A 26658-nucleotide genomic window follows, 5' to 3' on the forward strand; every position below is an offset into this window, starting at 1 on the left:
TCAGACACCTTCGGTGAGTTCGCGCAACGACGCGTAGCGCTCGCGCACGTGGGGAGCTGGTTCGGCGTCGAATCGTCGCTCTTCCGGTTTCGGCCACACCGGCGGCTGCGTGTCCCCGGACAGTGCCCATGCTGCTTGCCTGCACGCCCCTTCGGCGACGTACTCACCCGGAGCAGGAATCACGACCGGCACTCCGAGAATTGCCGGCGCGATCTCACAGAGAGCGCGCGACTTCGCTCCGCCTCCCACGAGCAGAACTCGCTTCACCTCGACGCCTTGACGAACCAGATCGTCGACGCCGTCGGCCAAGCCGCACAGGAGTCCTTCGATTGCGGCTCGTGCAAAGTGCGCAGGCGTCGAGTTCTGCAGCCGGAATCCGTGCATGGCCCCCGTGGCGTCAGGGCGGTTGGGCGTCCGTTCACCCTCGAAGTACGGAATCATGACCAGCCCGTCGTTTCCGAGGGGCGCCGTCGACGCCAACCGCGACCGTTCGGCGTGATCGACACCGAGAATGGACGCCGTCGCATCAAGAATGCGCGCGCCGTTGAGAGTGCACACCAGCGGCAAGTGCAGGCCGGTTGCGTCCGCGAATCCTGCCACGTTCCCGCCGGGATCGTGCGTGGGGGTGGCCGATACAGCCGAGACGACGCCGGATGTTCCGATCGAGAGGATCACGTCACCGGGAACTGCCCCCAAACCCAGTGCGGCTGCGGCATTGTCACCGGTGCCAGGCCCGACAATACCTCCGGAACGTGTACTTCCGATCTTTTCGTTCGGCGATGCAACTCGGGGAACATGCGGGGTTCGACCGCGAAATGCCAACGCCAGCAGATCTTTACGATATTCGCGCGTCGAGGCAGCATAATAGCCGGTTCCACTGGCGTCGCCCGCGTCGGTGGCAAGCTCCTCGATCGAGCCGGACCCACCCAACTTCCAGGACAACCAGTCATGCGGAAGACACACCGCGGCAGTGCGATCGGCGTTGCCGGGTTCGTGATCTGCCAGCCATCGAAGCTTGCTTGCCGTGACCGCGGCGACCGGAACTACACCAACTGCGTCGGCCCACGCCTTGGGTCCGCCGAGCTCTTCGACCAGATCGGTCGCAGCCTTCGCCGACCGAGTGTCGTTCCACAGCAACGCCGGTCTGACAACCTCGCCGCCACTGTCCAGACACACCATGCCGTGCTGTTGAGCTCCGACCGATACGGCTGCGACGTCGCCGAGCCCACCCGCCGCGGCGATTGCACTGTCCATCGCCTCGAGCCAGCATGCCGGATCTATCTCGGTACCGACGGGATGCGCCGCCCGCCCTTCTCGTACCAGCTCTCCCGAATCGGCATCACGGACAATGACTTTGCACGACTGGGTAGACGAATCGATACCGGCTACGAGGGCCACACTGGCGTCCTTTCCGAAGGACCGTCAGCTCGCGTTGGCGACCGCGGGCATCCGGTTGCTGCGCTTACGCAGCGATCGCACATATTCTGCGCGCTCGGTCTCCGTCATTCCACCCCAGATGCCGTACGGCTCGTGGACGGAGAGTGCGTGTTCGCGGCACTGCTGGAGTACAGGGCACGTCGCGCAGACCTTCTTGGCGTTGCGTTCACGGTTCTCGCGGGCGTGTCCACGCTCGCCGTCCGGATGGAAGTACACCGCGGAATCGTGCCCGCGGCACGCTCCCTGCAGCTGCCAGTCCCACACTTCGGCGGTCGGGTACGGCATCGGAAGGTGCTTGTGCATGATGGCGACCTCAATTCCTTACTCGGGTGACACGGATTCGGGTGACTCTGGGCTGACGCCGGGTCGGACTTATCGACGCCTGGCCGATTGGCCGAGTCGATGTGCACAGACCGTTGCGAGTTCGCCGGTGACCGGCGGAGTCAGCGCTACGACGCCGTCGTCGAGAATTGCCTGCAGCCTGCGGAAATACTCGTCCGGGGCGAGGCCGAAGGTTACGAAGATCTCTTCGTCAGGTCCACCGTCGAACTGCTGCCACTTACGTGCGAACTCGACGATCTCTTGTGTATCGGTGCGGCTCATCAGGTTCTCCCCTGTTTGTGCGCCCTGCTTCACAGAAACTGCGACTCGTCTCCTCGGACGCCCGTGGCAGTGAGTCAAGACACAGACTATGCCTACTTCTGCTTTTTCACAAGACCTACTTACGTCTTTTTGTGGACAAAGTATGCGAACTTTCGCACGCTGAAGTTACCGACGAGGAATGCTTGAATAGGACAATGACCCGACCGTCCACGACTCCGGCTACCGCGGGAGAGGTATTCACGCTGATACGCAGCGGTTCCGCGACCACGCGCAGCGAGATCGGGAAGCTCACCGGCCTGTCCAGGACGGCGGTATCGGCCAGGGTTGCAGCACTTCAATCGCTTGGTTTGATCGCCGATGACGACGAGGGCCCGTCGACAGGCGGTCGGCCGCCGTCCACTCTCACGTTCGCGAACTCGTCCGGCGTGGTTCTCGTCGTGGCAATCGGTCGATCGCGGGCACAACTTGCCGTCACCGACCTGGCGGGCACGATCCTCGCGGCAGAAGACATCGACAAGTCGGTCGGGGTCGGCCCCGACGAACTGATGCCCGAAATTGCCGAGCATCTTTCGTCACTACTGGCCCAGGTCCACCGCGCGTCTACCGAGGTCATCGGAATCGGACTGAGCATTCCCGGAACGGTCGACGTCGCCGCGGGAGCAAGCCTCGACTCTCCGATGATGGCGGGGTGGGACGGAGTCGCGCTTGCCCCCTATCTGGCATCGGTGACCACGGCTCCGCTGTTCGCGGACAACGATGCCAACGTGATGGCTCTGGCCGAATTGAGCGAGCGACGCGAGAGTGCGCCCAACCTCCTGATGATCAAGGCGTCAACCGGCCTCGGCGCAGGAATCGTCATGGGCGGAGTCCTCCAACGCGGTTCACTCGGAGCGTCCGGCGAGATCGGGCATACCAAAACCGCTGCAGCGCGGGGCATGAAGTGTCGCTGCGGCGACGTCGGCTGCGTCGAAACTGTCGCCAGCGGTTGGGCTCTCGTGCACGCCCTCCGAGATCAGGGCCGAAGCGTCGGTCACGTGCGTGATGTCGTTCGCCTCGCCCTGGACGGCGACAGCGAAGCCCGCCGGCTCATCAGAAGCAGCGGCCGACTGATCGGCGACGTCATTTCCGGCGCGGTCAATCTCCTCAATCCCGAGGTCCTGATCATCGGCGGCGACATGGCCGAGGCGGACGAACTCTTCCTCGCCGGGCTTCGGGAGTCCGTCTACGGCAACGCAACGGCGCTTGCCACCCGAAAGCTTCAGATCGCTTCGGTCAGCCACGGCGCACAATCCGGCATCCTCGGTTGTGCGGTTCTCGTCCTCGACCATCTGCTCAGCGCCAGGGAAATCGATCTGCGGATCGCGGCGTCACTCCACACGTGAGTCGCTGACTTCTCGCACGCTCCGCATCAAAAAATCAGACTTTTCCGGCATCGCTTGTGTTGACGCTCACACTTCTGCATAATTCATTACCTACCGATCATTCGGTTGTCGATATCGACGATGAGATCGCGCAGGAACGCTCCGAGTCAGCCAAAAGCATGCACCGAGCACACCGGCAACGTCGCAGATCGAACAGCGTTTCTCCCCTGTTCCGACTTCGCAGTTTCACCGTGTCGGTGAACCACGTGACTGGCAGAAAGTAGCTCGATGACCACAACCAGAACTGGCACCAAGCCCGCCGCGAAGGAATACGACCGCGCCGCGATGGCGTCGATGGTCGGCACCACCGTCGAGTGGTACGACTTCTTCATCTACGCCCAAGCTGCAGCCCTGATCTTTGCCGACCTGTTCTTCAAGCCGATGGGCTCGGCAGGCCAGATCGTCTCCTACGTCACGGTCGGCATCAGCTTTGTCTTCCGTCCTCTCGGTGCCATCGTGGCCGGCTATCTCGGCGACAGGCTCGGCCGCAAACGTGTCCTGGTCGCGACGTTGGCGATGATGGGTGCCGCGACGGTTCTCATCGGCGTGCTGCCGACGTATGCATCGATCGGAATCTGGGCACCGATCCTGTTGATCCTGCTTCGCGTCGTCCAAGGATTCTCGACGGGCGGCGAATGGGGCGGGGCCGCTCTTCTTGCCGTCGAACACGCACCCACCAAGCGTCGAGGATTCTTCGGAGCGTTCGTACAGATGGGAGTACCGCTCGGAATGTTGCTCGCCACCGGCGTTTTGGCACTGTGCACGTTCACCCTCACGGACGAACAGTTCACCACCTGGGGATGGCGAGTGCCGTTCCTGCTCAGCGTCGTGTTGATCGGCGTCGGCTTCTACATTCGAAGCAAGGTCAGCGAGTCACCCGTATTCGCCGAACTCAAGGAACGCCGCACCGAGAGCAACACGCCTATCCGAACTCTGTTCAAGAAACACCCGAAGCAGGTCGTACTCGCGGCGCTGTCCTTCATCGGCACAAACGGCAACGGCTACATGGTGATCGGCGGATTCATCGTCGCGTACGCAACCAAGACCTATGGCCTGGGTAAGACCGAACTACTGATTGCCACGCTCGCAAGTGCCGTCACGTGGGGCGTTTTCACCATGATCGGCGCCTACTGGTCGGATCGACGCGGCCGCACCACGGTGATGAACGTGGGCAACCTCGCAATGGTCCTCTTCGCGGTGCCGTTCTTCCTCCTCATCGACACCGGGAATCTCGGCTGGATCTACGTGGCGATGATCCTGTTCTCGGTCGGACTCGGGCTGTCGTACGGACCTCAACCCGCGTTGTTCGCCGAACTGTTCCCGGCTTCGATCCGTTACAGCGGTGCGTCGATCTCCTACGCGGTAGGCACCATCTTCGGCGGCGCCTTTGCTCCCACCGTCGCACAGTGGCTCCTCGGCAAGACCGTTGGCACCCTTGCCATCTCGATATACCTCGCCCTGCTGGCCGCGGTCTCGTTCGTCGCCACGATGCTCATCAAGGATCGATCAGGACGAGACCTGATGGTGTAATCGACCTGAATGTGGACGCCCAACGGCGTCGCGATGCCGGAGTTCGTCAGCCGAACTTTCGAATGGCGAACTCCGGCAACTTCTTCGCAGCATTCGCTGTACGCACGATCTTGTGGTTCTTGCCTCGCATCAGCGCCAGTTGGATCCGCGATTCGATCCAGAACGCGCCGCGAGGCGAGCGGTTCCAGGTCTTGTGCAGCAACGTCTTCGTCGCTGCGACGGCGTCCGGCGAGCGAACCGCGATCTGCGACAGCAGTTCCTGTGCCGGCTTGATCGGATTGTCGCTGACTCCGCTCACGAACCCCCACTCGAGAGCCTGATTTCCGTCGAACAGTTCAGCAGTCATGGCGAGGCGTTTCACGACGTCCATTGCCGCGAGTTCGCGCATCGTGACCGTTCCGGTCATGTCGGGGATCAATCCCCACTTCGCCTCCATCACCGAGAACGTGCAATCGGGGGTGGTGAATCGAAAGTCTGCGGCGAGCGCCAATTGCAGTCCCCCGCCGAAGCAGTGCCCGTGAACGACCGCGATGACCGGCACGGGCAATTCGCGCCACACCCAGCACGCGCGTTGGAAGAGGTTGGTCTTCTGACCGGGAAACTTCGCGAAGGCCTTTGCCATCCGCCTCGGCTGCTTGCCCGCAGAAGCGAAGTCCAACCCGGCAGAGAATGCGTCACCCGCGCCTTGCAGAACCACGCCCCGAATCGAACGATCGGTTTCGATCGTTCGAGCGGCATTCACCAGCGCGTCGAGCATGTCCAGATCGAGACCGTTGAGTTTCTCCGGTCGGCTGAGCGTCACGTACGCCACCGACTGCACTACCTCGACACGAACACGATCACTCACGGCAACTCCTCCGATTCGACATATCCCCGACGAACTTACCTGAGAGTAAGTTCCCCGGGGATTCGTCATGCCATCTCGGCAAGAAGTTCCATGGTCTCTTGCCCGGCCGGGTCCGAATCAGTGGATGACGGCACGGCCACGACGGAGTCCACTCCCGCCGCTCGGTACGCCTCGAGTTGCTCGCGGGCATCGGCCGGAGTCCCGACGATTCCCACCGTTGCCACCATCGCGTCCGAGACCTGGCTCAAGAGCTCGCGCGGCGCGGCCCCGGCCCTGGCTGCCTCGATCACATCAGCGAAGCCCGCGCGGACGAACATGTCCGAGTACCCCGGAGCAGCCAGATACGGTACGAGCCCGCGTCGAAGTTGATCGATCGACACCTGTGACGGTCCATTCTCGGCGACGGCAGCCGGTGCCCACACCGACACGAAAGGCATGCCGGTTTCCAACTCGGCGGCGATTTCCTTGCACCGTGTGATCAGGCGCCCCGCTTGCTCCGGGCTGACCAGATTGAGCACCAGTTCGTCGCCCAACTCCACCGCGGCCCGAAGCGCCTTGTCCCCGAATGCCGCAACGATCAGCCGCCCACTTGGCGGCTGAAGTCGCAGCCGATATCCGCTGGTCCGCATCACCGTTCCGGCGACTTCGCCCCGTTCACCGTCCATCAGCGCTCGTACACCGCGGGCGGACTCCGCGAGCGCCCGAGCTGCCCCGGACCTGCTTCGTCCATGCCATTTTTCGACCACGACAGTGCTGGACGTACCCAAGGCGATCGACACGTGGCGCCCGGTGAGATCGGCCACCGACGCCGCCCCGATCGCGATCATCGCCGGATCACGAACCGTCACCGCGAGTGGGCCGACCACCAGTTCGGAGTACTCGAAGCCGACGCCGACCGACGTCGCCAGCGCAAAGGCGTCGTACGTCGCCATCTCCCCCACCCACACTCGGCCGAACCCCAGTTTGTCGGCGAGGCGCGCGGTAGTGGTCACCTCCCGCGGCGGACGGTCCTGCCACAACCCCAGGGAGATGTCGATGGTCGGCAAACCTCTACTCGAAGTCGGAGACAAGACCCATTCCCTCCAACAGTGTCGGACGGTCGTAGTACTCGAGCCACTCGGTGATCCGTCCGTCTGCCATGCTGAGGATTCCGACAACAGGAACGACGCCATGGGTACCGTCGAAGTGGAAGTCGTCCACTCGCTGCACAAATACCCTTCCGTCGATCACGCCGAGAGACTCGATCTTCAGTGTGATCCGTTCACACTTGCTTGCCAGTAACGCAATTCGGCCCGCAACGGCCTCCTTGCCGACAAGAGGTTCCTGCATGACGCTGTGGAGCACACCGTCCTCGGCGAACAAGTCGACGACGCGTGTCCAGTCCATGACGTCCCACGCCTGGAACATCTCACGCGCCAACGCAAGCTTGTCACTGTCGTTCATCACACTCATGCCACACTCTTCTGTCGAAGCTCACGCTTGAGGATCTTTCCGGTCGAATTGCGCGGCAGTTCTTTCCGAATCTCCAGCCGCTCGGGAAGTTTGTACGACGCGATGCGCTTGTCCTTCAGGAACGCAACCAGAGCATCGAGTTCGAGTTCCGTCTCGGGTCGAAGTGTCACCACTGCTGCGACGCGCTCACCGAGTACTTCGTCGGGGTCGCCGATGACGGCCACGTCCGCAACGGCCGGATGCTCGGCGATCAATCCCTCCAGTTCGGCTGGGGCGATGTTCATTCCGCCGCGGATCACGAGGTCCTTCCCCCGGTCCAGGTAGCGGAGAAACTGCCCGTGATCACCGGCAATCTCGAAGATGTCTCCGGTGCAGAGGAATCCGCGCTCGTCGAACGGAGACGGCCGATCGCCGAGATAGCCGGCAAAGACCGTCGGTCCGCTGATTCGCAACTCACCCGGGTGCCCGACTTCCGTGATGTCCTCGCCGGTGACCACGTCGACCAAGCGAACGTCCATCCAGTCCGAGATTCTGGTGCTCCAGCGAAAGTTCTCGACACCGAAGCGGGGGAAGTACCGTGCGCGGTCGTCCGGATCCGGCATGTCCGCAGGCGAGGAGAGCAGACTGATGCCTTCGTTGGATCCGAAGAAGTTGATGACTCCGATTCCGTATCGCTCCTGCCATCCCCGGACCATCGGAGGTTGCAGTGGCACCGAACCCGAACCGATCCGAGTCAAGCTCGACAGGTCGACCGCCGCGAGCATCGACTCGTCGGCGAGCAGCATCCACAACAGCGCAGGCGGCGCTACCGTGTACGTCACGCGCTCGGCCTCGATCTGCCCGAGGAATACTCGAAGGTCGAACGGGTGGTGCTGTACCAGTACACATCCCGTGCGGAGCCACGGCAGGAACATTCCGTTGATTCCGGCCATGTTGACCATCGGGAACGGGTTCAACAAGACGTCGCCGACTCCGATGTCGGGAGCGTCGATCGTGGCCCAGCAGATGGCCAGCCACTCGTAGTGCGAACGTGGGACCCCCTTCGGTTCGCTTTCGGTCCCGGAGGTCCAACAGATCGTCATCGCATCGTTGGGGTCGTTGGGATCTTCGGTGATTCGTACATCCAATTCACTGCGCTGTGTTTCGGTGGCCGCCCGAGGACACAGCCCCACGACACCGGCGGGCAACTGGGCCGGAAGCTCGGATGCGGGAGCGTAGGCGAACACCGATCTCAGAGAGGGAATCCGGGATCTGATTGCAGCGATCTCCGTAGCAGGGAGTCTGTCACCAAAACTGGGTACGGTGACAAATGCTGCAAACGCCGCCTGGTTTGCCATTCCTTCCACTTCACGTTCGCGGTACTGCATGGGCAATGGCGAGACCACGATCCCCAGAGACCACGCTGCAAGGTAGACCTCGACCAATTCGACGGTATTGGGCATCTGCACGCCCAGAACATCTCCCCGGCCCAAACCCACCTCGGAGAAGCCGGCAGCGAGCGCGATGACTTCGCTCTCCAGTTGGTTCCAACTGAGGCGTCGCGGATCTCCGCCGGACAACTCGCTCCGGTTCGCCGGATCAACCACGGCAAGTTCGTCACCGCGTACCCGCACCTGCGCCCGGAACACCTGATCGATCGTCTCGTCGGACCACCACCCTTTCGAGGTGTATTCGTCCACCTTGACGCGAGGATGCAATCCCCTGTGTGCCTTGTTCATTCGCGTACTCGTTTCAGTTCTCGTAACGGCCGGAAATGTCGATCACGTCGCCTTGCTTCTCGAACGCCTGGGTAGCGGCGTTCCACTCGAACGGCTGGAATGCCAGGATTCCCAATGCATGGTCCGCGGTCATCGTGAATTTGATTCCGTCGATGAACATCGGCGGGTGGTAGTCCTGCGTTCGTGCGGCACTCATGATGCTGGCGCGTGAGAGTCCGTCGGATGACTCAGAGGCCCGAGTGAAGTTGTCCACCAACAGGTCACCGATGGCCCAGCCGTTCACGGTGTAGCTGTTGGTCGGGGAATCGGCACCGTGAGCAGCCGCACCGGCCAGGTAGTCACGTACCGCCGCGTCGTCCTTGTAGAGGGCGTTGTTGGGATCCTTGAGCCACACCATCACCTGCTGCCCGTCGGCAGCATCACCGGCGGGCGCATACAGCGTCGCACCGTCGACGCAGTTCGACGGTTGAATCACGGTGTCGGGCTTCCATCCGACACGTCCGATCGCCTGGGTGATCGCGAGGCAATCGGTGGTGACACCGGCCACCACCAATACCTCGGCGCCACTGGCTTTGAGGGTCGATGCCGCCGTCTTGGGGTCGGTCAGCGCCTCTTCGGCTGCGATCTCGAAGTTCGTTCCTTCGATCGCGGACTTGAAGCCGTTGGCGATCCCTTGTCCGGACTCGGTCTGGTTCGTGGCCAAGGCAACCTTGGCGCCGCTCGGATACTTCTTCTTCAGGCTTTCGACCACTACCTCCATCTCGACGCCCGGATCCGGTAGATACTCCGTGGTCCACGGAAAGTCTTCGATCACCCGGAACTCGGGCATGCCTGCCTGCGCGAAGAGCAGTGGAACACAGGCAGTGGTCTGGTCGTCCGCGATGGCGTTCAACTGGCCTGCTCCGAACGTGCCCAGAACGTCGACCTTGTCCTTCTGAATGAACTCTCCGACATTGGCTTTGGCGCGCTCCGGGGAGAAGGCATCGTCCTTGACCACGACGTCGAGCTTGACGCCGCCGACGCCGCCGGCCGCGTTCTCGACCTCGAACCGTGCTCGCATTCCTTCGATCACGTTGCCGACCGCGTCGGCGAGCGGGCCGGACGTCGGCCCACTCCACCCCACCGTGAGTTTGTCGGTGATCGGCGCCGCGGCACCACTGGGATCGCTGCAGTCGTCGACCGATACTGCTCCGGCCGAGGTCGACGTGTTGCTCTCTGCGTCGGAGTTACCTCCGCAGGCCGAAAGGAGTAGTGCCGCAGCGGCGATGACTGCGGGAATCGTGGTCTGCCTTTTCATATCGTCCAGTTCCTTGCTGTGAGTTGAGAGAAACGAGAGTGGGCGAGGGAGACGGCGCTCAGGTGCGGGGTTCACCTTCGCGATACTTGGGATGATCTGCGGGAACCACGAGGACAAACCGTCGGAGAACGCTGTTGATCCGGCCGACGATTCCGTCCGGCATCAAGAACACGATCGCGATCAGCACCGCGCCGAACACCACTCCCGACACGGGGCCGTCGGTGACGCTTCCGGTGTAGTACGGCAGGAACACCACTGCCGTCGCCCCGACGATCGGGCCGAATTGCGTTGCGATTCCGCCCAACACCAGTCCGGTGATGAACTCGATCGACTTCATCAACGAAAAGGACTCGGGTGAGAGCGCGCCGATGTACATCGTGAACAGCGAACCTGCCAGACCGGTGATCGCGCCGGAAAGTCCGAAAGCGAGAATCTTGACCCGCGCGACGTTGATGCCGTTCGCACTCGCCGCAATCTCGTTGTCGCGCACCGCAACCATTGCCAGACCGAATCGACTCTTGACGAGATTGCGGATCAGGAGCATGACCACTGCCAGCGTCACTACCGAAACCCAGAAGATCCAGAGATAGGTGTCCGCGCGGGTCAAACCCGTCCATTTCGGCGGGACCAGAAGATTCGCACGAACGACCATGCCGGCCGCGCCACCGGTGAGATCCCCGGTCTTGCGGATCACTTCGGGAAACGCCACAGCGACGGCGAGGGTAACGAGAGCCAGATACAGCCCTTTGATCCGCAAGGAGGGAAGCCCGACGAGAAGTCCTAGTACGAAACACAATACGACTGCCATCGGGATTGTGGTCAACGGCGAGTATCCGCGATCGACGATCAGAACGCCGGTCGTGTACGCGCCGAGGCCGAAGAAGGCAGAATGGCCGATCGACAGAAGTCCGGTGTACCCGCTGACGATATTCAGTCCGGCGATGGCAATCGCGATGATGAAGACACTCGTGAACTGCCCTACGCGAAACGGCGCGCTCTGCGACACGAGGAGCAGGGCACAGACGGCAGCCACCAGCAGAACCAGTTGGAGTATCCGGTACGACGTCGATCCGGCAACCACCACACGCGGCTGCCTGACTGCCTTTTCGGCGACCGCGGGTTCATTTCTCTCGGCAAGCGTCGTCATACCCGCTCCAGTTTCTTGGTACCGAACAGTCCATTGGGTCTGACGAAGAGGATCACCACGATGATCAGTAGCGCGGATGTCTGCTGCAGCGAACCGCCGATGACCGAAATGTAGCCGCTGAGCATTGATTCCAGAACACCGATCGTCAACCCACCCACAACTGCGCCGACAAGACTGTCCAGACCGCCGAACAGCGCTGCCGCAGATGCTGCGATGAAGATCGGGAACATGGTCGTGAGGCCGAGTTGTTGCGGCGAGAGCGGAGTGACCAGGACACCGGCCAGTGCGCCGATCGCTGCCGCAACACCCCAGCCGATTGCGAGTATCCGGCTGGTCGGAACTCCGGCGAGAGTGGCAGATTCGGCATTGTCCGCGACGGCACGCATGTGCAGACCGACTCTCGTCTTGCGAAAGAGCAAGGACATCAACACAAGTAGGACAACGAGCGCAACCAGTACGCCCAGTGCGTCGCCGTACACGCGCGCGCCGCCCACCGAGATGTAGTCGGTGGGACCGTTGGGAAACGGGCTCGGCATGATCTTCGTTTCGCTCCCCCACAGCATTCCGGCCAACGAGTTGAGCCCGGTGAACAATCCCAGTGCCACTATCAGCACTGCCATGTCACTTCTACGTTGAACCGGCCGGATGAGCAGACGCTCCATCAACGCCCCGAGCAGGAAGCCGAGAGCGAGAGCCGCTCCGATCGCGGCCCAGATCGGCCAGGACATCGTTGTGAGCCACCACGCCACGAAGGTTGTGAACAGGGCCAACTCGCCCTGAGCGAAGTTGATCGTGCCGGTGGCACGGAACACCACCACGAGTGCCAGCGCGAGAATTGCGTAGATCGAGCCGTTGGTCAATCCGGAGATGAGTCGTTCGAGAAAGAGTGTCACCGTTTACTCCTGGTACCCGAGATAGGCGCTGCGCACGACGTCGTCCGAACGAAATTCCTCGGGCGTGCCGGCAGCGACGATGGTGCCTACGTCGAGCAGGAAGACCTTCGACGCGAGTTTCATCGCGAGATCGGCATTCTGTTCCACGATCAGCAGTGCAGTTCCGTCGCTCCGGTTGATCGCACCGAGCGTGTCGAACAATTCGGCGATGACGATGGGCGCCAGACCCAGGCTCGGTTCGTCGCACAAAAGAAGGGTGGGACGGCTCATCAATGCCCGCGCGACCGCGAGCATCTGCTGTTCACCGCCTGACAGCGAACCTGCCAACTGTGTGGACCTCCTCGCGAGCACCGGAAATGTCTCACACCACCGCTCGATGTCGGCCTCGATCTCCGCCTTGTCGTTGCGAAGCGCAGCGCCGACGAGCAGGTTGTCACGTACCGACAGTTGACCGAGAGTTCCACGGCCCTGTGGGACAAGGCTGACGCCGGCGGCCACGGCGCGTTCAGGTTTGGATCCGAGCGGCGAACCGTTGAAGGTGATCGTTCCCTGGTGCGGAATCAATCCGGCAAGCGCGCGCATCATGGTGGTCTTGCCGGCACCGTTCGCGCCGAGAACAACAGCGACCCCGCCGGGTTCCACGTCGAGCGACACCCCGTGCAGTACATTGCCTCGCCCGTAACCGGCATGCAGATCATCGACGCTCAGCAGGCTCATGCCGCTCGCCCCAGATAAGCATTGATCACGGCGTCGTTCTGCTGGATCTCCGCCGGAGTACCTTCAGCGATCTTGTGGCCGAAGTTCAGTGCGACAACGTGATCGGAGATACCCAGCACCAATCCCATGTGGTGTTCGACCAGAAGCGCTCCGAAGCCGAAGTCGTCGCGGAGCGAGACGATCAGTTCTCCCAACTCCTTGACTTCGCTGTGTGTGAGCCCGCCGGCGGGCTCGTCGAGCAGAAGCAGCGAAGGCTCGGACATCAATGCTCGTGCCAGTTCGACGCGCTTGAGTGTTCCGAACGGAAGGCCTGCTGCCGGCGCGTTCGCGACGTCGACGAGTTCGAGGCGTTCGAGCAGGTACCAGGCCTTCTCTCGCAGTTCTCGGACTCGGGCGCGCGCTGGAGGCCAGCCGAGAAGCCCGCTCGCCAGTCCGAAGCGGCCCCGAGACGATCCGCCGACCATGGTGTTGTCGAAGACGCTCATGCCGCTGAACAGTGCGAGATTCTGGAAGGTCCGAGCGATCCCTGCAGATGCCAATGCATAGGGCCGCAATCCCAAGAGGTCGGTTCCTTGCCAGGTGATGACACCGCGACTCGGTTCGTAAATCCTTGTGATGCAGTTGAACAGCGTGGTCTTACCAGCGCCGTTCGGCCCGATGAGTCCGCAGATCTGGCCGGCGTGGACGTCGAAGCCGACGTCGTCGAGAGCCGTGACTCCGCCGAATTCGATCGATACATCGGAGAGCGTGAGTACGACCGGGTCATTCGCAGGTTGTGCGGGTGGTGTGTTTCCAAGCATTGGTTTCACCTCCTCGTGACACTTCAATTAACAGTGTGATAGAGATTACTACAGTAAACAGAGGCACTCCGTCAACGTGCGGCCCCCGATCCGGAGCCGAGAAGGGACATCATCGTGAGGTCCAACAACATTCACGCAGTCGACAGCGGCGGGGGCCCAGACGTCAGGGACTACAGCCCGGTCGACGCTCTCGTCGCCAAGCAGGAAATCTACGAGGTTCTGGCTCGTTTCCTCCGAGCTGCCGATCGCGGAGACGTCGAGGACGCCAGGCGGTGTTATCTACCCGGCGCAACCGAAGACCACGGGGGTGTCTTCACCGGCACCGCCGACGACTACATCGACCACATCGCCGGGGCCATCACTCACCCACGGTCACTGACCACCCACGCAATGACCAACGTCCTGATCGAACTCGACGGGGACACAGCACACGTCGAGTCCTACGTGCTTGCCTTCGCACGAATCAAGCACTCGGACGGCATAGCCGACACACTCACCTCGGCGCGCCTGATCGACCGCTTCGGCTACGAGGACGGCAGGTGGGGAATCCGCCACCGCGCCCTGCGGTGGGACTGGAACCACGACATGGCCACAGCCGAAGGCTGGATCTTCGGGATGCTCGCGCCTGAAACGTCCTTGAAGAAGAGCAAGAAATTTCCCGACGACCTCATCTACACCCGGCAGACACAGGAGCACTCATGACAAGGTTTCGCGGAACGCCGATAGAGGGCGCGACTGTCCTCGTCACCGGCGCCAATCGAGGGCTCGGCTTGGCCTTCGTCCAACAGGCGAAGTCGATGGGTGCCGCCAAAATTTATGCAGGGGTGAGAAATCCCGACGAGGCGCCCGCCGAGCTGCGATCCACCGGAGCACACATCGTCGAACTCGACGTGACCGATCCAGGACTCGTCGATGCAGCGGCCAGGGAGTGCGGTGACACCACAGTGGTCGTCAACAATGCCGGACTGTTCACCGGGAATCGGTTGATCGAGGCCTACGACCAAGCGGCTGCGCGAGCCGAGATGGAGGTCAACTACTTCGGGCCTCTGACGATGATCCGCGCCTTCGCGCCGGTACTCGCCGCCCGCGGCGGAGGATCGATAGTCAACGTCCTGTCGGTGGCCGCAATCGCTCCGACCGCCTTCATGGGTGGCTATTCACCGGCCAAGGCGGCTGCTCTGTCGCTCGGCGGCATCGCTCGCGCCGAACTCGAACCGCACGGCATCACCGTCACGTCGTTGATCGTCGGCAGCGTCGACACCCGCATGGCGTCACATGTGCAGGGCCACAAGGAAAACCCTCTCGACATCGCGGCAACCGGACTCGCCGCCATGCAACGCGGCGAGTGGACGTGCGACACCGATTTCATGGCAATCGACGCGCGTGCGCGCCTGGCCCGCGACCCGATTCGGTACGAACGCGGACTGGGCAAGCTCCTCTTCGCCGGCGAACTGACCACCCGATCATGAGCGATCCGATTCGTGTTGCCCAGTGGGCGACCGGCGCCATCGGCAAGACGGCGCTACGCGGAATCATCGATCGTCCCGACCTCGAGTTGGTCGGCCTCTACGTGTACAGCGACGCCAAGGCGGGTCGAGACGCCGGTGACATCGCCAGACGAGCACCGACGGGGGTGATCGCTACACGCGACGTGGACGAGATCATCCGCTCGCGCCCACAGGTTCTCATCCACAGTCCGCGGTTGCAGATTCCGTACGAACGCCACGACGACGATCTGTGCCGTCTGCTTCGCGCCGGGATCAACGTGATCACGACGGCCGGGCAGCACTTCCCCCGCGCACACGGCACCGAACGCGAGCACATGTTCGCCCAAGCATGCAAGGAAGGCGATTCGACGCTCTTCGGGGTCGGCGTGAGCCCAGGTGTCATCGGCGAGCGATTGGCGTTGGCGCTGACGGGAACATCGATCGAACTCGACCGAATTACGATCGACGAGGTGCTCGACGCTCGCGGCATGCCTGACCCCGACTTCGCGTTCACCGTCATGGGAATGGGTTCGCCCCCGGAGGAACTGGACGGAACCGGGCCGTTGCCCTCGCTGTACGCGTCGCTGTACCTCGAGACCATCGCGTTCATGTGCGAGCGCCTGGGCGTCACCTACGACGAGGTCGTGTCCGATCACAGGGTCGTTCCGGCACGTACGGATCTCGACGTCGCCGCCGGACGCATCGCCGCGGGAACCGTCGGAACCACCGAATGGCGCTGGCACGCAATGGTCGACGGAAAGCAGTTCCTCACCCTCGCCATCATCTGGACCATGGAACCTGATCGCGACGAATACGCGGGACGGGACCAATGGGAAGTCCACCTCTTCGGCAAACCCGAGATCGTGATGACCGTCAACCTGGTCGAACCACAAGATCCGAACAGTCGCACGACAGCCGGTCAGTTCATCACTGCAGGCCCGGCACTACGCGCCGTCGAGCATGTACTCGCTGCTCCCGCCGGCATTTTCGAACCCCCTGTCTTTGCCCCCTTCAGATTGGAGCATTCAGCATGACAACTCAGCCGACGGCCGTAGGTTCGACTGCCACCCGTGAACCTGCCACCCGTGAACCTGCCGTCCGTGAACCTGCCGTCCGTGAACCTTCCGTGAACGCGCTCCTGCCCGACGGTCGCCCCGTGCAGAATCTGGAAGACTTGCTACGCAGCCGGGCGATTGCCAGTCCGGAGAGCACCGCCGTCATCTCCGATGACGGGCGTACCAGTTTCCGCGAACTCGACATCGAAACAAATCGTGTCGCGAATGCACTTCTGCGCGATGGTGTTCGACCCGGCGACCGGGTGGCGTACATCGGGGCCAATGCACCGTCGTTCCTCTCCGTCCTGTACGGATCTTCGAAGATGGGCTCGATTCTGACGGCCGTCAACAATCGGCTGGCACCGGGCGAGGTCGACTACATCCTGAGCAACAGCGAGCCGACCGTCGTCGTACTCGGAGCAGGCGATGAGGGCCTCTCCGACGTCGCCGCGGCGGTCGGTAGCGTCCGTACCGTCGTCACGGTGGACGGTTCCGGAAACTCGATCTCGTGGAACGACTGGCTTTCCGGTGTCGGCGACGACGATCCGGGGTCGTCGCGCCGCCCCGACGAGACAGCGCTGATCTTCTACTCGTCGGGAACCACCGGTCACCCCAAGGGAATCGAACTCACCGGCGCCAACCTCGGCCGCGCCCTCGCCACCATGTATCACCTGCTCGATCTCGACACCGACTCCGTGGCTATGTGCCCGGTTCCGTTCTTCCATGTGGCCGGACTGGGTCTCGCCCTGGTCACGACGCTCGGCGGTGGCGCTCTACTGCTCGAGACCATCGCCGGACCTCTCGAACTCGTCGCGCTGATGCAGGAGTACAAAGTCACGCATGCGGTCGCCGTTCCCGCGGTGATCAGCGTCCTGACCTCCCTTCCGGCTGTGCGCGAGGCAGATTGGAGTGCCCTGCAGTTCCTGGTCTACGGAGCCGCGCCGATGCCACTGCCCCTGTTGCAAGACGCGACCGAGGTCTTCGGGTGTAGTTTCCTGCAGGCATACGGACTCACCGAGTCGACCGGCGGCGTCACCATGCTGACCCCGGAAGATCATCGGGCGACCGACGAGTCGACCGCGCATCGGTTGAAGTCCGTCGGGCAGCCGATGTTCGGAGTGCCCATCCGCATCGTCGATCCCGTGACGCTCGAAGACGTCCCGGTCGGTACCCGCGGCGAGGTCGTCATCGGCGGCGCTCACGTCATGAAGCGTTACTGGCGTAACGAAGCAGCAACTGCGGCCACCATGTTGGACGGCGACTGGCTTCGCACCGGAGACGGCGGATCGTTCGACGAGGACGGCTATCTCTACCTCCACGACCGCCTCAAGGACATGATCGTCTCCGGCGGTGAGAACGTCTATCCGGCCGAGGTGGAGAGTGTTCTCTCCGGGCACCCCGGCATCCGCGAGGTCGCGGTAGTCGGCGTTCACTCCGATCGGTGGGGTGAGACTCCCCTTGCCGTGGTCGTTCGAGCTGCTGATTCGGATGCAACCGAAGCGGAGATCATCGAGTGGTCACGCGAGCGACTGGCTCACTTCAAGTGCCCCAGTGCGGTTCGGTTCATCGAGGAGCTGCCACGCAACGCTAGCGGGAAGCTGCTCAAGACTCGTTTGCGACAGGACTTCGCTTGAGTCCATGACACGAATTCGGGGCCGGTCGCTTCGAGCGATCGGCCCCGATTTCTGTCGTTCGATGTGAAGCACGCTCAGCGTGGGTGAATCCGGAATTCCACGCCGCCGACGCTCAGCCCGGGCTCGACGGCAGACGCGCCGCTCGACGCCGCCAGATCGATTGCAGTGAGCATCGACCGCTCCCCCGGAACGAACGACACGACGCGTGATCCCAGCCTGATCGAGAGTGGTTGCGCCGAGACCGGTTTCTTTCCGAACACTTCGGCCCACAGCGTCGCCGTCCTGGCCGGATCGGGCGAGGACACGTCGACGCCGAGGATGTCGTCGACCCAGGGATCGAGGGAAACCTCCTTCTCCGTCTCATCCCAGAACCACTCGTCGGCGTCGGGAATCTCGTCGAGTTCTACGAGCAGTCCGAGATCACCGGGATGAAGTTGGACGATCCGGTGACCGTAGGCCTCGAGATCTGCCACCGTCCGAACATCGGCCGCAGCTGCACGTTCCAGATAGGGCTCGATGTTCGAAACCTGGATCGAGAGTGCATAGCCGCCCTCCCCTCCGCCCTTGCGGATCCATCTCGCCAGCGAGACCGTCTCGTCGAGCGGTGCGACGATCTCGAGAAATGCCTGCGGCCCGACGGCCAAGGTCTCGTCGGCCAAACCGATGTCTTCGAGCAGTGGATCTGTGAATCCTGGTGCCAGATTCAACGCTTCACGTAGTTGTTGACCGGTCTTGTCCAGGTCTCGTGCACCGATCACCACCTGCCGCAGGATCTCCCACGTGCCCGCGTCGTGCGTGCCCGTCACAGTCCGACCGCTTCGGCTGCGGTGTCGGCACTCTGCCAGCGTCGGAGCTCGGCACCCGGCGCCCACGTCGAGTGGGTGCCACTCGAAATCCGTTCGGGAAGGCGAAGTTTGCACAATGGTCCGTCTCCGACGCGGGCAGCGTCGAAGATCAGGCAGAAGGACGCGTCCTCGTTCATGTCGGTGGTCAACGTGATGAGATAGCCGTCGTCTTCGGCGGTACCACCCACGCGTGGTGCCATCGAGGTCTCGCTTCCATACACGCCGTCACCGAAGGAGAATCGTTCCTCGTTCCCCGTAAGCAGGTCGTGTTTGACCAAGCCGTCGAACAGGAACCACGACGGCTTACCAGAAGCCGCATAGGCGTATCGGTACTTCTCACCCGCGAAATTGCCGTTCATCATGCCGAATTCGGTGATCGAGTCACTGACTTGCTCTTCACGCGTGGCTCCGGTGACCAGGTTCAAACGCCAGCGGTGAAGCCGGGTCTGCATGCGATCGAGAGCGAGGAAACGGAAGGCGCGCTCCCACTGATTGCCCATACCGTTGTCCGACGGCTCCGGATCACCCTGGTAGAAACCGTCCAGAACAATCTCGTCCCCCTCTTCGTAGGCGTTCACGAAGTGCAGGACATAGGTCGAATCGGCTTCGAACCACTTGATGTCAGAGGTATTTCCGCGGCGTGGGATGACTCCGAGACGCAGCGGGATTTCGGGATGGAAATTCGCGACGTGCGCGCCCTTCTCCAGCAGAACCGGATCCCAGAACAAGGGGCAGTCGTTGAGGATCGCGTAGTTCTCCGTGAAGGCCATGTCGTGCGGCAAGCGCGGACCGGGAAGTGGGACGTCGACGTAGTGGACCAACTCGTTGGCCGAGTCCACCACGCCGTAGTGCATGTACGGCGCTTCCTTGCTGTAGTTGAAGAACAGCATTTCTCCGGTCTTGTCGTCCACCTTCGGATGCGCGGACACACCCCATTCGAAGGGGAACTTGCCGTTCCAGCTTTCCTTGCCGAGTGTCTCCGCCGACATCGGATCGAGACGATACAGATCTCCGCACTGGTAGAAGCTGGTGAGAGCAGTCCCCCGGTGAACGACGACGTCGGTGCTGGACGCGTCCTTCATCCGGGTGCGCGCACCCTTGCCGCCCTCGGGGCGACTGAGTTTGGGAGACTCGGCAAGCCCGGCCCACAACGCAGCGCCGGCATCCTGCTCGGCCGCCAAGCCGTCGGTACGTACGAATCGGTTGCGGTAGAACGACTCTCCGTCGCGAAAGCCCACGATGTGAATCATGCCGTCACCGTCGAAGGGGTGATACGCCTTCATCGAGGGATGGAGCGGATTCTCGGTGTTACGCAGGTAGACACCGTCGAGGTCTTTCGGAACCTCACCGAATACGACTTCGAGGTTGTCCGCTTTGAACTCGGTGGTCTGGGGTTGCCACGGGCCGGTGCGATACGGGTGATCGTCATCGGCGGGAAGGGTGGACAACAACTTGCCCACGATTTCGACGTCCATGGAATTCTCTTTTCGACTGATGGGGAAAGGCTGGGCTGCACTTTCAGGAAACTGCGTCGACGACAAAACTGACGGTGGTGGCCGTACTTCCACCGAAGTTGAGCGTCGCAAAGCGGCTCGCACCCTCGACTTGGAAACCGCCGGCCGTTCCCGTCACCTGATGGGCCGCGTCGAGAAGCATTCGGACACCACTGGCACCCACCGGATGACCACCGCCGATCAGACCGCCGCTGGGGTTGATCGGTAGCTTGCCGCCCATGGCGATGTCACCACTCTCGATGGCTTTCCACGACTCGCCGGGCGCGGTCAGACCGATGTGGTCGATCGCGAGATACTCACTCGCCGTGAAACAATCATGTGTTTCGATCCCGTCTATCCCGGCCAGGTCGACTCCGGCCCGGGAGAAGGCACCCATCACCGCATCCCGAACGTGTGGCATCACGTAGGGATTATCGGCGTCGCGGGCCAGCTTCTGCTCGAGACCTAAACCAACTGTCCGGTGACCCCAGCCCGCGATCTGGGCCAGCGGAGTCGCCGCGGCATCAGGATGCTCTCGGAGGTACTTGTCCGTCACCAGCACAACCCCTGCGCCACCGTCGGTCACCTGACTGCAATCGAATCGTCGAACACCACCTTCCACAACGGGATTGGTGGTGTCGTCACCACCCGCATTTCCGAGTAGATCGGGCACCGCCCAACCGCGTGTCTGCGCGTTGGGGTTGTTCTTCGCGTTTGCGAAGTTGATCTGCGAGATCGCGCGAAGGTGAGATTCGTCGATCCCGTAACGCCGCCCGTACTCCTTCGACACACGGTCGAACATGTACGGCCACATGAATTTTGCTTCCTGACCTTCGTGTCCGACCCAGGCTGCAGCGCCCAGATGGCCGGCCGCGTCATCACCCGGAACCGTCTTCTCCAGTTCGATACCCATCACCAGAGCCACGTCGTAGTTGCCGGCGCGCAGGTCTGCCATCGCTGCAAGTACAGCGATACTGCCCGATGCGCACGCCGCCTCGTGCCGAGACGAGGGCACACCCCACAGGTCTGGATGCACGGTGGCGGGCATCGCGCCCAGCTGACCTTGGCCGGCAAACAATTGCCCGAAGGCATTACCGACGTGGATCACCTCTATGTCGGTGGCAGGAACCTTCGCCGCGTCCAGGGTGTGGTTCACCACCTCTTCGGCAAGGTTCGCGAAATCGAGTTCCTCACGGGTGAAGTTCCGTGCGAAGTCGGATTGGTACCCGCCGAGAATCCAAATGTTCGAAACAGTCATGACCTCTCCCCTTGCCGATCCGGCCTCGGTGACGTCACCGAGATACCCGCGCAACGGCGGTTGTAATTTCACCGCAACCGTACTACAACTAGCAGAGTAACTCTACTAATTGAAGGGTTGAAAATGACTGATGCTTTTGTCCTCGACTACGTGCGAACGCCGCGCGGTCGAGCATCGGCGCAAGGCGCCCTCCACGAACACAGCCCAGTCGATCTTGTCGTCCACCTGGCCAAGGCTTTGCAGGGTCGAACGAACCTCGCCGCAGAACAGATCGACGACGTCGTTCTCGGTTGCGCATCGCAGGTGGACGAGCAGGGCGCGAACATCGCGAGAACTGCCGCACTCCTTGCCGGTTGGGGCGATTCCGTTCCCGGCGCGACCCTCAATCGTTTCTGCGCATCCGGCGTCGACGCAGTCGGCCAGAGCGCGGCCCGCATTCGCGGCGACGACGTGTCCCTCGTCGTGGCCGGTGGCGTCGAAAGTGTTTCCCGGACTCCGATGTTCAGTGATCGAGGACCGCTGTGGACCGACCCGGCAACTATCGCGCAGATCGGTTCCATCCATATGGGTGTTGCCGCCGACTTGAATGCCACGATCGAGGGGTACTCCCGCGACGAGTTGGATGCGTACGGCGTCGAAACCCAGCACAAGGCTGCCGAGGCCTGGCGCAACGGCGCATTCGAGCGGTCCGTTGTGCCTGTCCCCGGCAGAAATGGTGAAGCCGGAATCGCGCACGACGAACTGGTCAGGGCAGAGACGACGGCAGAGGGACTCGCCGCGCTGCCTCCGGCCTTCGAAGGGCTCGGCGCCGCCGGTCAGGATGCACTCGCGCTCGCCGCCTACCCTGAGGTCGGCAAGATCGAACACCTGCACACCGTCGGATCCTCTCCCGCCATGGCCGACGGGGCAGCGCTCCTACTCCTCGGATCCGAGAAAGCCGCGGCGAGAGCCGGCTTGACCCCTCGCGCACGGATCATCGGATCCGCCTCGACTTCGGTGAATCCGGTCCTCATGCTCACTGCGGGCCAGAGCGCCGTGGAGGCAGTCATCGCGCGAGCCGGGCTTCGTCCACAGGACATCGACGTGTTCGAGTTCGCAGAGGCGTTCTCCGCACTCTGCCTACGGTTCCGCCGCGATCTTGACGCCGGGCCGGACCGCATGAACCCCAACGGAGGCACGATGGCGATGGGCCATGCATTCGGCGCCACCGGAGCAATTCTCGTCGGCGCATGTGTCGACGAACTGGTACGGAGCGACGGACGCTACGGTGTGGCCGCGGTCAGCGGCGCCGCCGGTGTCGGAGTCGCGGTGCTCGTCGAACGGATCGCCTCATGACCGTCAGTTCACTCTCCGGCCGCGTTGCCGTCGTCACGGGAGGGGGTAAGGGCCTCGGCCGTGCCGTCGCACTGCATCTCGCGAGCCGAGGGGTCACGGTGATCGTCAACAATCGGAATCGCACACTCGATTCGAGCGGCCGAGGCCCTGCAGATCAGGTCGTCGACGAAATCCTCGAAACCGGTGGACAGGCCGTCGCCAACCACGACGACGTCACCGACCCCGACGTCGGCCGAAAGTTGGTGGACGACGCTCTCACTCGGTTCGGACGACTCGATTTCTGCATCACCAGCGCCGCGGTCAGCGGACCGCAGATGCTTCATCGCACTACCGCCGAGAACCTCAGCACCGTCATCACGACTAACGTCGTCGGAACCGCACTGGTCGCCGCCGAAGCCTCCCGAGTGATGCGCGAAGCCGGATTCGGGCGCATCGTGATGATTGCCTCGACCGCAGGACTGCACGGGGAACCCACCGTGTCCGCCTACGCCGCCAGCAAGGGAGCAGTCATCGCATTGGGACGCACCGCAGCCGGCGAAGGTGCGAGTCGCAACGTCTTCACCAATGTCGTACTGCCCTATGCCACTACGCAGATGACCGAGTCCGGAATGGATCCACGATTCATCGACATCATGGGTGCCGACCTGGTAGCCCCGGTGGTCACCGCCCTCGTCGATCCCGAGTCCACGACCAACGGGCAGGTGATCGTCACGGCAGGTAACGGAGTGCGTTCGGCCGACGCCGTCGAGGGCTCGACCGAATTCTTGCCCACCACCACAGAACTCGATACCAAAGCGCTCGACGCGCTACTCGTGACCAGCCGACTCGGCGCTCCTCACACCTATCCGAGCGCACAGGAAGCCTTCGCGGACTTCGCTTCCGAACTGCTCGACCACCACAATCAGAAAGCGCGCGCATGACCGACATCCCACTGGGCGATCTTGCACTGAACTTCGGTGTGAGCGCACTCGCCGTCCTCGTCTTCATCGCAGTCGTGATGGCCGTAGCCATCCGGATGAACAATCACTCGATCATCGACATCTGCTGGGGGCCTGGCTTTGCCGTCGTCGCCGTCGTCTCGTACCTGACGTCCATCGGGTCGGACGGCAACGATCTGCGTCGCCTCGTCGTGCTGGCTCTGACCGTGGTGTGGGGAATGCGACTCGGCCTCTACATCGGCTTCCGAAACCGTGGGCACGGGCAGGACAAGCGCTACACTGCCCTACTCAAACATCAACAGGGACCGCTGGTTCCGTTCCTGATTCGCAAAATCTACGGCCTCCAGGGCGTTCTCATTCTCGTGGTGTCGCTGCCCGTCCAGTTCGCGATGTACGAGTATCGCGCCCTCGGAGTCCTCAGCGCGATCGGTATCGCAGTCTGGACCGTCGGCTTCGTATTCGAATCGGTTGGTGACTACCAACTTTCCCGATTCAAGGCAGATCCGGCCAATTCGGGAATGGTGATGGATCGTGGACTCTGGGCCTGGACCCGCCATCCCAACTACTTCGGTGATGCATGCGTCTGGGTCGGACTGTTCATCCTCGCGCTTGGTGATCCATTGGCGCTGATCACGATCGTCTCTCCGATCGTCATGATCAAACTGCTGGTGAGCTACAGCGGTAAGGCCCTTCTCGAACGCGGCATGCGCAAGAGCAAGGGGCAGGCCTACGACGACTACGTCGCCCGGACCAGCGGATTCTTACCTCGTCCACCCCGTCCGGCACGAAACCACGCGTCGTGAGCGCCCCCACGAGTGGTCTCGCCGACGTCTTCGATCTGGAATCGACCGGCCCGGACCGGTGGCAAGGGTCGAACGACGGTGTTCGGCTGCCTCAATTGTTCGGCGGCCAACTGGTAGCCCAGTCGATTCTCGCAGCCGGGCACACGGTTACCGACGGCAAAGCGATCAGTTCCGTCCACACCCACTTCCTTCGCCCGGGGTCGACGAATCGCGCGACCGAGTTCTCGGTAGATCGCCTTCGGGACGGAAAACGCCTGTCCACCAGAGGCGTCGACGTCCACCAGGACGGACGACTCGTCTGCCGTTCGACGGTCTCTGCCTCCTCGATCGACGAGGGCATCACTCACAGTCGCGCAGTACCTACCGCACTCCCGCCCACTGAGTGCGTGACGTTGCAAGAGTTGGCCGAGGCAGACGGCGGGCTGGGAGAGGTGTGGGAGGAGTTCTCCGCCATCGAGATTCGTGTGTCCCCCATCGATTCGCAGGCCCCCACGACGCATTCGGCGGCGCCTCCGCGCAACATCTGGATGCGTTCGGCTCAGCGGCTGAGCGACGATCCGCTGATTCACGTGGCTGCTCTCGCCTATGCCAGTGATCTGATGCTGATGGCAACCGCGCTGACTCCGCACGGCTACGACATCGGGCAGGAGCACTCGCTCGACACGGACTGGACTGGTGTGTCCCTCGATCACACGATGTGGTTTCAACGCCCTGTGCGGGCGGACGAGTGGCTGCTCTTCGAGCACTCGACCCCCACAGCTCACACCGGCAGAGCAGTAGTGAATGCGGCGGTCTTCGATCGATCCGGACTCCAGATCTGCCAGATCACTCAGGAAGCGTTACTCATTGCCCGCACCGAGTGATTCCCGACTCTTTCTGCAGACCATTCGGTACGGTCTCGCGGTGCCGCAGGGTGCGCGGCCTATGATTTCGGGGTGGTACGAGTGAATGCAGCCGGATCTTCGACACCCACCGCGTCGGCGGGCGTCACCGAGTTGCCTGCCGGCGGTCCGAACGCACTGGCCGTCACGCTCGGGTTGTTGGGGGACGAGTGGAACCTCTGGATTCTGCGATTCGCCCTGTTGGGGTCGCGGCGATACAACGACTGGCTCGCCCTCGGGGGAATCTCCAACTCCGTATTGTCCTCACGGTTGGCGGTCCTGACGGCCGGCGGAATGCTCGAGCGTCGTGAGTATCAGCAGAACCCGCCCAGGCACGAATACTCGGTCACCCGCAAAGGGCAGTCGATCTGGCCCGTCCTCATCACCATGTGGTCGTGGGAGAAGCAGTGGGCGCCCAACGAAACCCAGCCGCTTCCACCACTGCGGCACAGCACCTGCGGAAACGACTTCACCCCGATCCTGCGCTGCAAGGAGTGCGGCGAGGACGTGGACGTACGATCCCTGGACTCCCAAATGGGTCCGAGTGGGGACTTCTCACGCAGTGTCCCGGAAGCAACATCGCGGCGACGCTCCACCAAGTCCGAACGCCGTCCGGAGATTCTGGCTCACACGATGGAACTTGTCGGCAATCGCTGGTCAGCGGCGATCATCGGTGCAGCTTTCCGAGGCGCTCGCCGCTACGGAGAGTTCGCCGAGATCACCGGTGCACCACCGGCGATAGTCGCGGATCGCTTGAAGCACCTCACCGAGATCGGTGTGATGGAAACGCGTCCGCTTCCGGATCGCCCACAGTGGTCGGAGTATCGACTCACCGCCAAGGGCACGGCGTATTTCCCCGTGGTGATGTGCATGATCTCCTGGGGTCAGCGTTGGTTCAGATCCGCGGACGGCCCGGACATCGTTCTCCATCACAAGGCCTGCGGTAAACGGTTCGAAGCACGCTTGGGTTGCAGTGTGTGTGGTGAAGAGTTGAGGTCTTCGGACATCGAGGCCGTCGACCTCACCACCTCGGTTCACGTACCCGGGTCCGGCTGGTCCTGAGGTCC

General features: G+C 62.6%; 26 protein-coding genes. 11 read left to right on the plus strand and 15 right to left on the minus strand.

The annotated features are described in order from the left end of the window. The 3 genes from xylB to BH682_RS21765 form a co-directional block, all read right to left on the minus strand. Window positions 1–1398, minus strand: coding sequence for a xylulokinase (xylB, locus tag BH682_RS21755; protein WP_075834068.1), 1398 nt, complete (start codon window positions 1396–1398; stop codon window positions 1–3). Between the two features lie 24 nt (window positions 1399–1422). Next, the gene (locus BH682_RS21760) at window positions 1423–1740 is read right to left on the minus strand and encodes a WhiB family transcriptional regulator (protein ID WP_003946343.1); all 318 of its coding nucleotides are present in this window, start codon (window positions 1738–1740) and stop codon (window positions 1423–1425) included. A 69-nt stretch (window positions 1741–1809) separates the two neighbouring features. After that, on the minus strand, window positions 1810–2040 hold the full coding sequence (locus BH682_RS21765) for a DUF3263 domain-containing protein (protein ID WP_020970382.1): 231 nt from the start codon (window positions 2038–2040) through the stop codon (window positions 1810–1812). 194 nt (window positions 2041–2234) lie between these two features. Between BH682_RS21765 and BH682_RS21770 the strand changes: the two genes are divergently transcribed. Together BH682_RS21770 and BH682_RS21775 are read left to right on the plus strand one after the other, a co-directional pair. Next, the gene (locus BH682_RS21770; protein ID WP_003946405.1) at window positions 2235–3422 is read left to right on the plus strand and encodes an ROK family transcriptional regulator; all 1188 of its coding nucleotides are present in this window, start codon (window positions 2235–2237) and stop codon (window positions 3420–3422) included. 267 nt (window positions 3423–3689) lie between these two features. Next, entirely contained in the window at window positions 3690–4991 is a 1302-nt protein-coding gene (locus BH682_RS21775; RefSeq protein WP_075834070.1) for an MFS transporter, read from the plus strand. A 46-nt stretch (window positions 4992–5037) separates the two neighbouring features. Here the strand turns inward: BH682_RS21775 and BH682_RS21780 are convergent, their stop codons facing one another. The 9 genes from BH682_RS21780 to BH682_RS21820 all read right to left on the minus strand — a co-directional run bounded on the left by BH682_RS21780 (window position 5038) and on the right by BH682_RS21820 (window position 13862). Next, window positions 5038–5838, minus strand: coding sequence for a crotonase/enoyl-CoA hydratase family protein (locus BH682_RS21780; protein ID WP_075834072.1), 801 nt, complete (start codon window positions 5836–5838; stop codon window positions 5038–5040). A gap of 65 nt (window positions 5839–5903) precedes the next feature. Continuing rightward, a complete protein-coding gene (locus tag BH682_RS21785; RefSeq protein WP_223304417.1) occupies window positions 5904–6884 on the minus strand; it encodes an LLM class F420-dependent oxidoreductase in 981 nt (326 codons plus the stop codon). Between the two features lie 4 nt (window positions 6885–6888). Beyond that, on the minus strand, window positions 6889–7290 hold the full coding sequence (locus BH682_RS21790) for a nuclear transport factor 2 family protein (RefSeq protein ID WP_021345212.1): 402 nt from the start codon (window positions 7288–7290) through the stop codon (window positions 6889–6891). Next, window positions 7287–9008, minus strand: coding sequence for a class I adenylate-forming enzyme family protein (locus BH682_RS21795; RefSeq protein WP_075834074.1), 1722 nt, complete (start codon window positions 9006–9008; stop codon window positions 7287–7289). Before BH682_RS21795 ends, BH682_RS21790 begins: the two co-directional genes overlap by 4 nt. 13 nt (window positions 9009–9021) lie before the next feature. Continuing rightward, a complete protein-coding gene (locus tag BH682_RS21800) occupies window positions 9022–10305 on the minus strand; it encodes an ABC transporter substrate-binding protein (protein WP_003939841.1) in 1284 nt (427 codons plus the stop codon). 58 nt (window positions 10306–10363) lie between these two features. Then, window positions 10364–11452 (minus strand): branched-chain amino acid ABC transporter permease, encoded by a 1089-nt coding sequence (locus BH682_RS21805; protein ID WP_030534909.1) that lies wholly within the window; start codon window positions 11450–11452, stop codon window positions 10364–10366. Next, window positions 11449–12345, minus strand: coding sequence for a branched-chain amino acid ABC transporter permease (locus BH682_RS21810; protein WP_003940241.1), 897 nt, complete (start codon window positions 12343–12345; stop codon window positions 11449–11451). The genes BH682_RS21805 and BH682_RS21810 overlap by 4 nt, the downstream gene beginning before the upstream one ends. Before the next feature lie 3 nt (window positions 12346–12348). Further along, window positions 12349–13062, minus strand: coding sequence for an ABC transporter ATP-binding protein (locus tag BH682_RS21815; RefSeq protein ID WP_003939931.1), 714 nt, complete (start codon window positions 13060–13062; stop codon window positions 12349–12351). Beyond that, on the minus strand, window positions 13059–13862 hold the full coding sequence (locus BH682_RS21820) for an ABC transporter ATP-binding protein (RefSeq protein ID WP_003940309.1): 804 nt from the start codon (window positions 13860–13862) through the stop codon (window positions 13059–13061). The genes BH682_RS21815 and BH682_RS21820 overlap by 4 nt, the downstream gene beginning before the upstream one ends. Window positions 13863–13976: 114 nt before the next feature. Here BH682_RS21820 and BH682_RS21825 point away from each other — a divergent pair, with 114 nt between their 5' ends. Genes BH682_RS21825 through BH682_RS21840 form a run of 4 tightly spaced genes read left to right on the plus strand, consistent with a single transcriptional unit; the run spans window position 13977 to window position 18038 of the window. Next, on the plus strand, window positions 13977–14564 hold the full coding sequence (locus BH682_RS21825; protein ID WP_042921371.1) for a nuclear transport factor 2 family protein: 588 nt from the start codon (window positions 13977–13979) through the stop codon (window positions 14562–14564). Then, on the plus strand, window positions 14561–15331 hold the full coding sequence (locus BH682_RS21830; protein WP_021345218.1) for an SDR family oxidoreductase: 771 nt from the start codon (window positions 14561–14563) through the stop codon (window positions 15329–15331). The genes BH682_RS21825 and BH682_RS21830 overlap by 4 nt, the downstream gene beginning before the upstream one ends. Then, complete coding sequence (locus BH682_RS21835; RefSeq protein WP_050654671.1) at window positions 15328–16383, plus strand: NAD(P)H-dependent amine dehydrogenase family protein; 1056 nt, start codon at window positions 15328–15330, stop codon at window positions 16381–16383. Before BH682_RS21830 ends, BH682_RS21835 begins: the two co-directional genes overlap by 4 nt. Then, entirely contained in the window at window positions 16380–18038 is a 1659-nt protein-coding gene (locus BH682_RS21840) for a long-chain-fatty-acid--CoA ligase (protein WP_083954708.1), read from the plus strand. The genes BH682_RS21835 and BH682_RS21840 overlap by 4 nt, the downstream gene beginning before the upstream one ends. Before the next feature lie 74 nt (window positions 18039–18112). Here BH682_RS21840 and BH682_RS21845 read toward each other — a convergent pair whose 3' ends face one another. The 3 genes from BH682_RS21845 to BH682_RS21855 are packed head-to-tail and all read right to left on the minus strand — an operon-like array spanning window position 18113 to window position 21634. Beyond that, on the minus strand, window positions 18113–18844 hold the full coding sequence (locus BH682_RS21845) for a hypothetical protein (protein ID WP_037128481.1): 732 nt from the start codon (window positions 18842–18844) through the stop codon (window positions 18113–18115). Beyond that, window positions 18841–20358 (minus strand): carotenoid oxygenase family protein, encoded by a 1518-nt coding sequence (locus tag BH682_RS21850; RefSeq protein ID WP_075834076.1) that lies wholly within the window; start codon window positions 20356–20358, stop codon window positions 18841–18843. Before BH682_RS21850 ends, BH682_RS21845 begins: the two co-directional genes overlap by 4 nt. 43 nt (window positions 20359–20401) lie before the next feature. Next, a complete protein-coding gene (locus tag BH682_RS21855; RefSeq protein WP_030534916.1) occupies window positions 20402–21634 on the minus strand; it encodes an acetyl-CoA acetyltransferase in 1233 nt (410 codons plus the stop codon). A gap of 123 nt (window positions 21635–21757) precedes the next feature. Here BH682_RS21855 and BH682_RS21860 point away from each other — a divergent pair, with 123 nt between their 5' ends. The 5 genes from BH682_RS21860 (at window position 21758) to BH682_RS21880 (ending at window position 26653) form a co-directional block, all read left to right on the plus strand. Beyond that, on the plus strand, window positions 21758–22969 hold the full coding sequence (locus BH682_RS21860; RefSeq protein WP_075834078.1) for an acetyl-CoA C-acyltransferase: 1212 nt from the start codon (window positions 21758–21760) through the stop codon (window positions 22967–22969). Beyond that, window positions 22966–23889: an SDR family NAD(P)-dependent oxidoreductase gene (locus BH682_RS21865; protein WP_075834080.1), complete on the plus strand. Its 924-nt coding sequence runs from the start codon at window positions 22966–22968 to the stop codon at window positions 23887–23889. The genes BH682_RS21860 and BH682_RS21865 overlap by 4 nt, the downstream gene beginning before the upstream one ends. Then, the gene (locus tag BH682_RS21870) at window positions 23886–24710 is read left to right on the plus strand and encodes a DUF1295 domain-containing protein (protein WP_075834082.1); all 825 of its coding nucleotides are present in this window, start codon (window positions 23886–23888) and stop codon (window positions 24708–24710) included. The genes BH682_RS21865 and BH682_RS21870 overlap by 4 nt, the downstream gene beginning before the upstream one ends. Further along, window positions 24707–25573, plus strand: coding sequence for an acyl-CoA thioesterase (locus BH682_RS21875; protein ID WP_075834084.1), 867 nt, complete (start codon window positions 24707–24709; stop codon window positions 25571–25573). Before BH682_RS21870 ends, BH682_RS21875 begins: the two co-directional genes overlap by 4 nt. Before the next feature lie 81 nt (window positions 25574–25654). Next, window positions 25655–26653 (plus strand): winged helix-turn-helix transcriptional regulator, encoded by a 999-nt coding sequence (locus tag BH682_RS21880; protein WP_003940366.1) that lies wholly within the window; start codon window positions 25655–25657, stop codon window positions 26651–26653. Window positions 26654–26658 lie beyond the last annotated feature (5 nt).

The sequence above is a fragment of the Rhodococcus sp. YL-1 genome, from assembly GCF_001942025.1.
Classification (GTDB): Bacteria; Actinomycetota; Actinomycetes; order Mycobacteriales; family Mycobacteriaceae; genus Rhodococcus_F; species Rhodococcus_F qingshengii.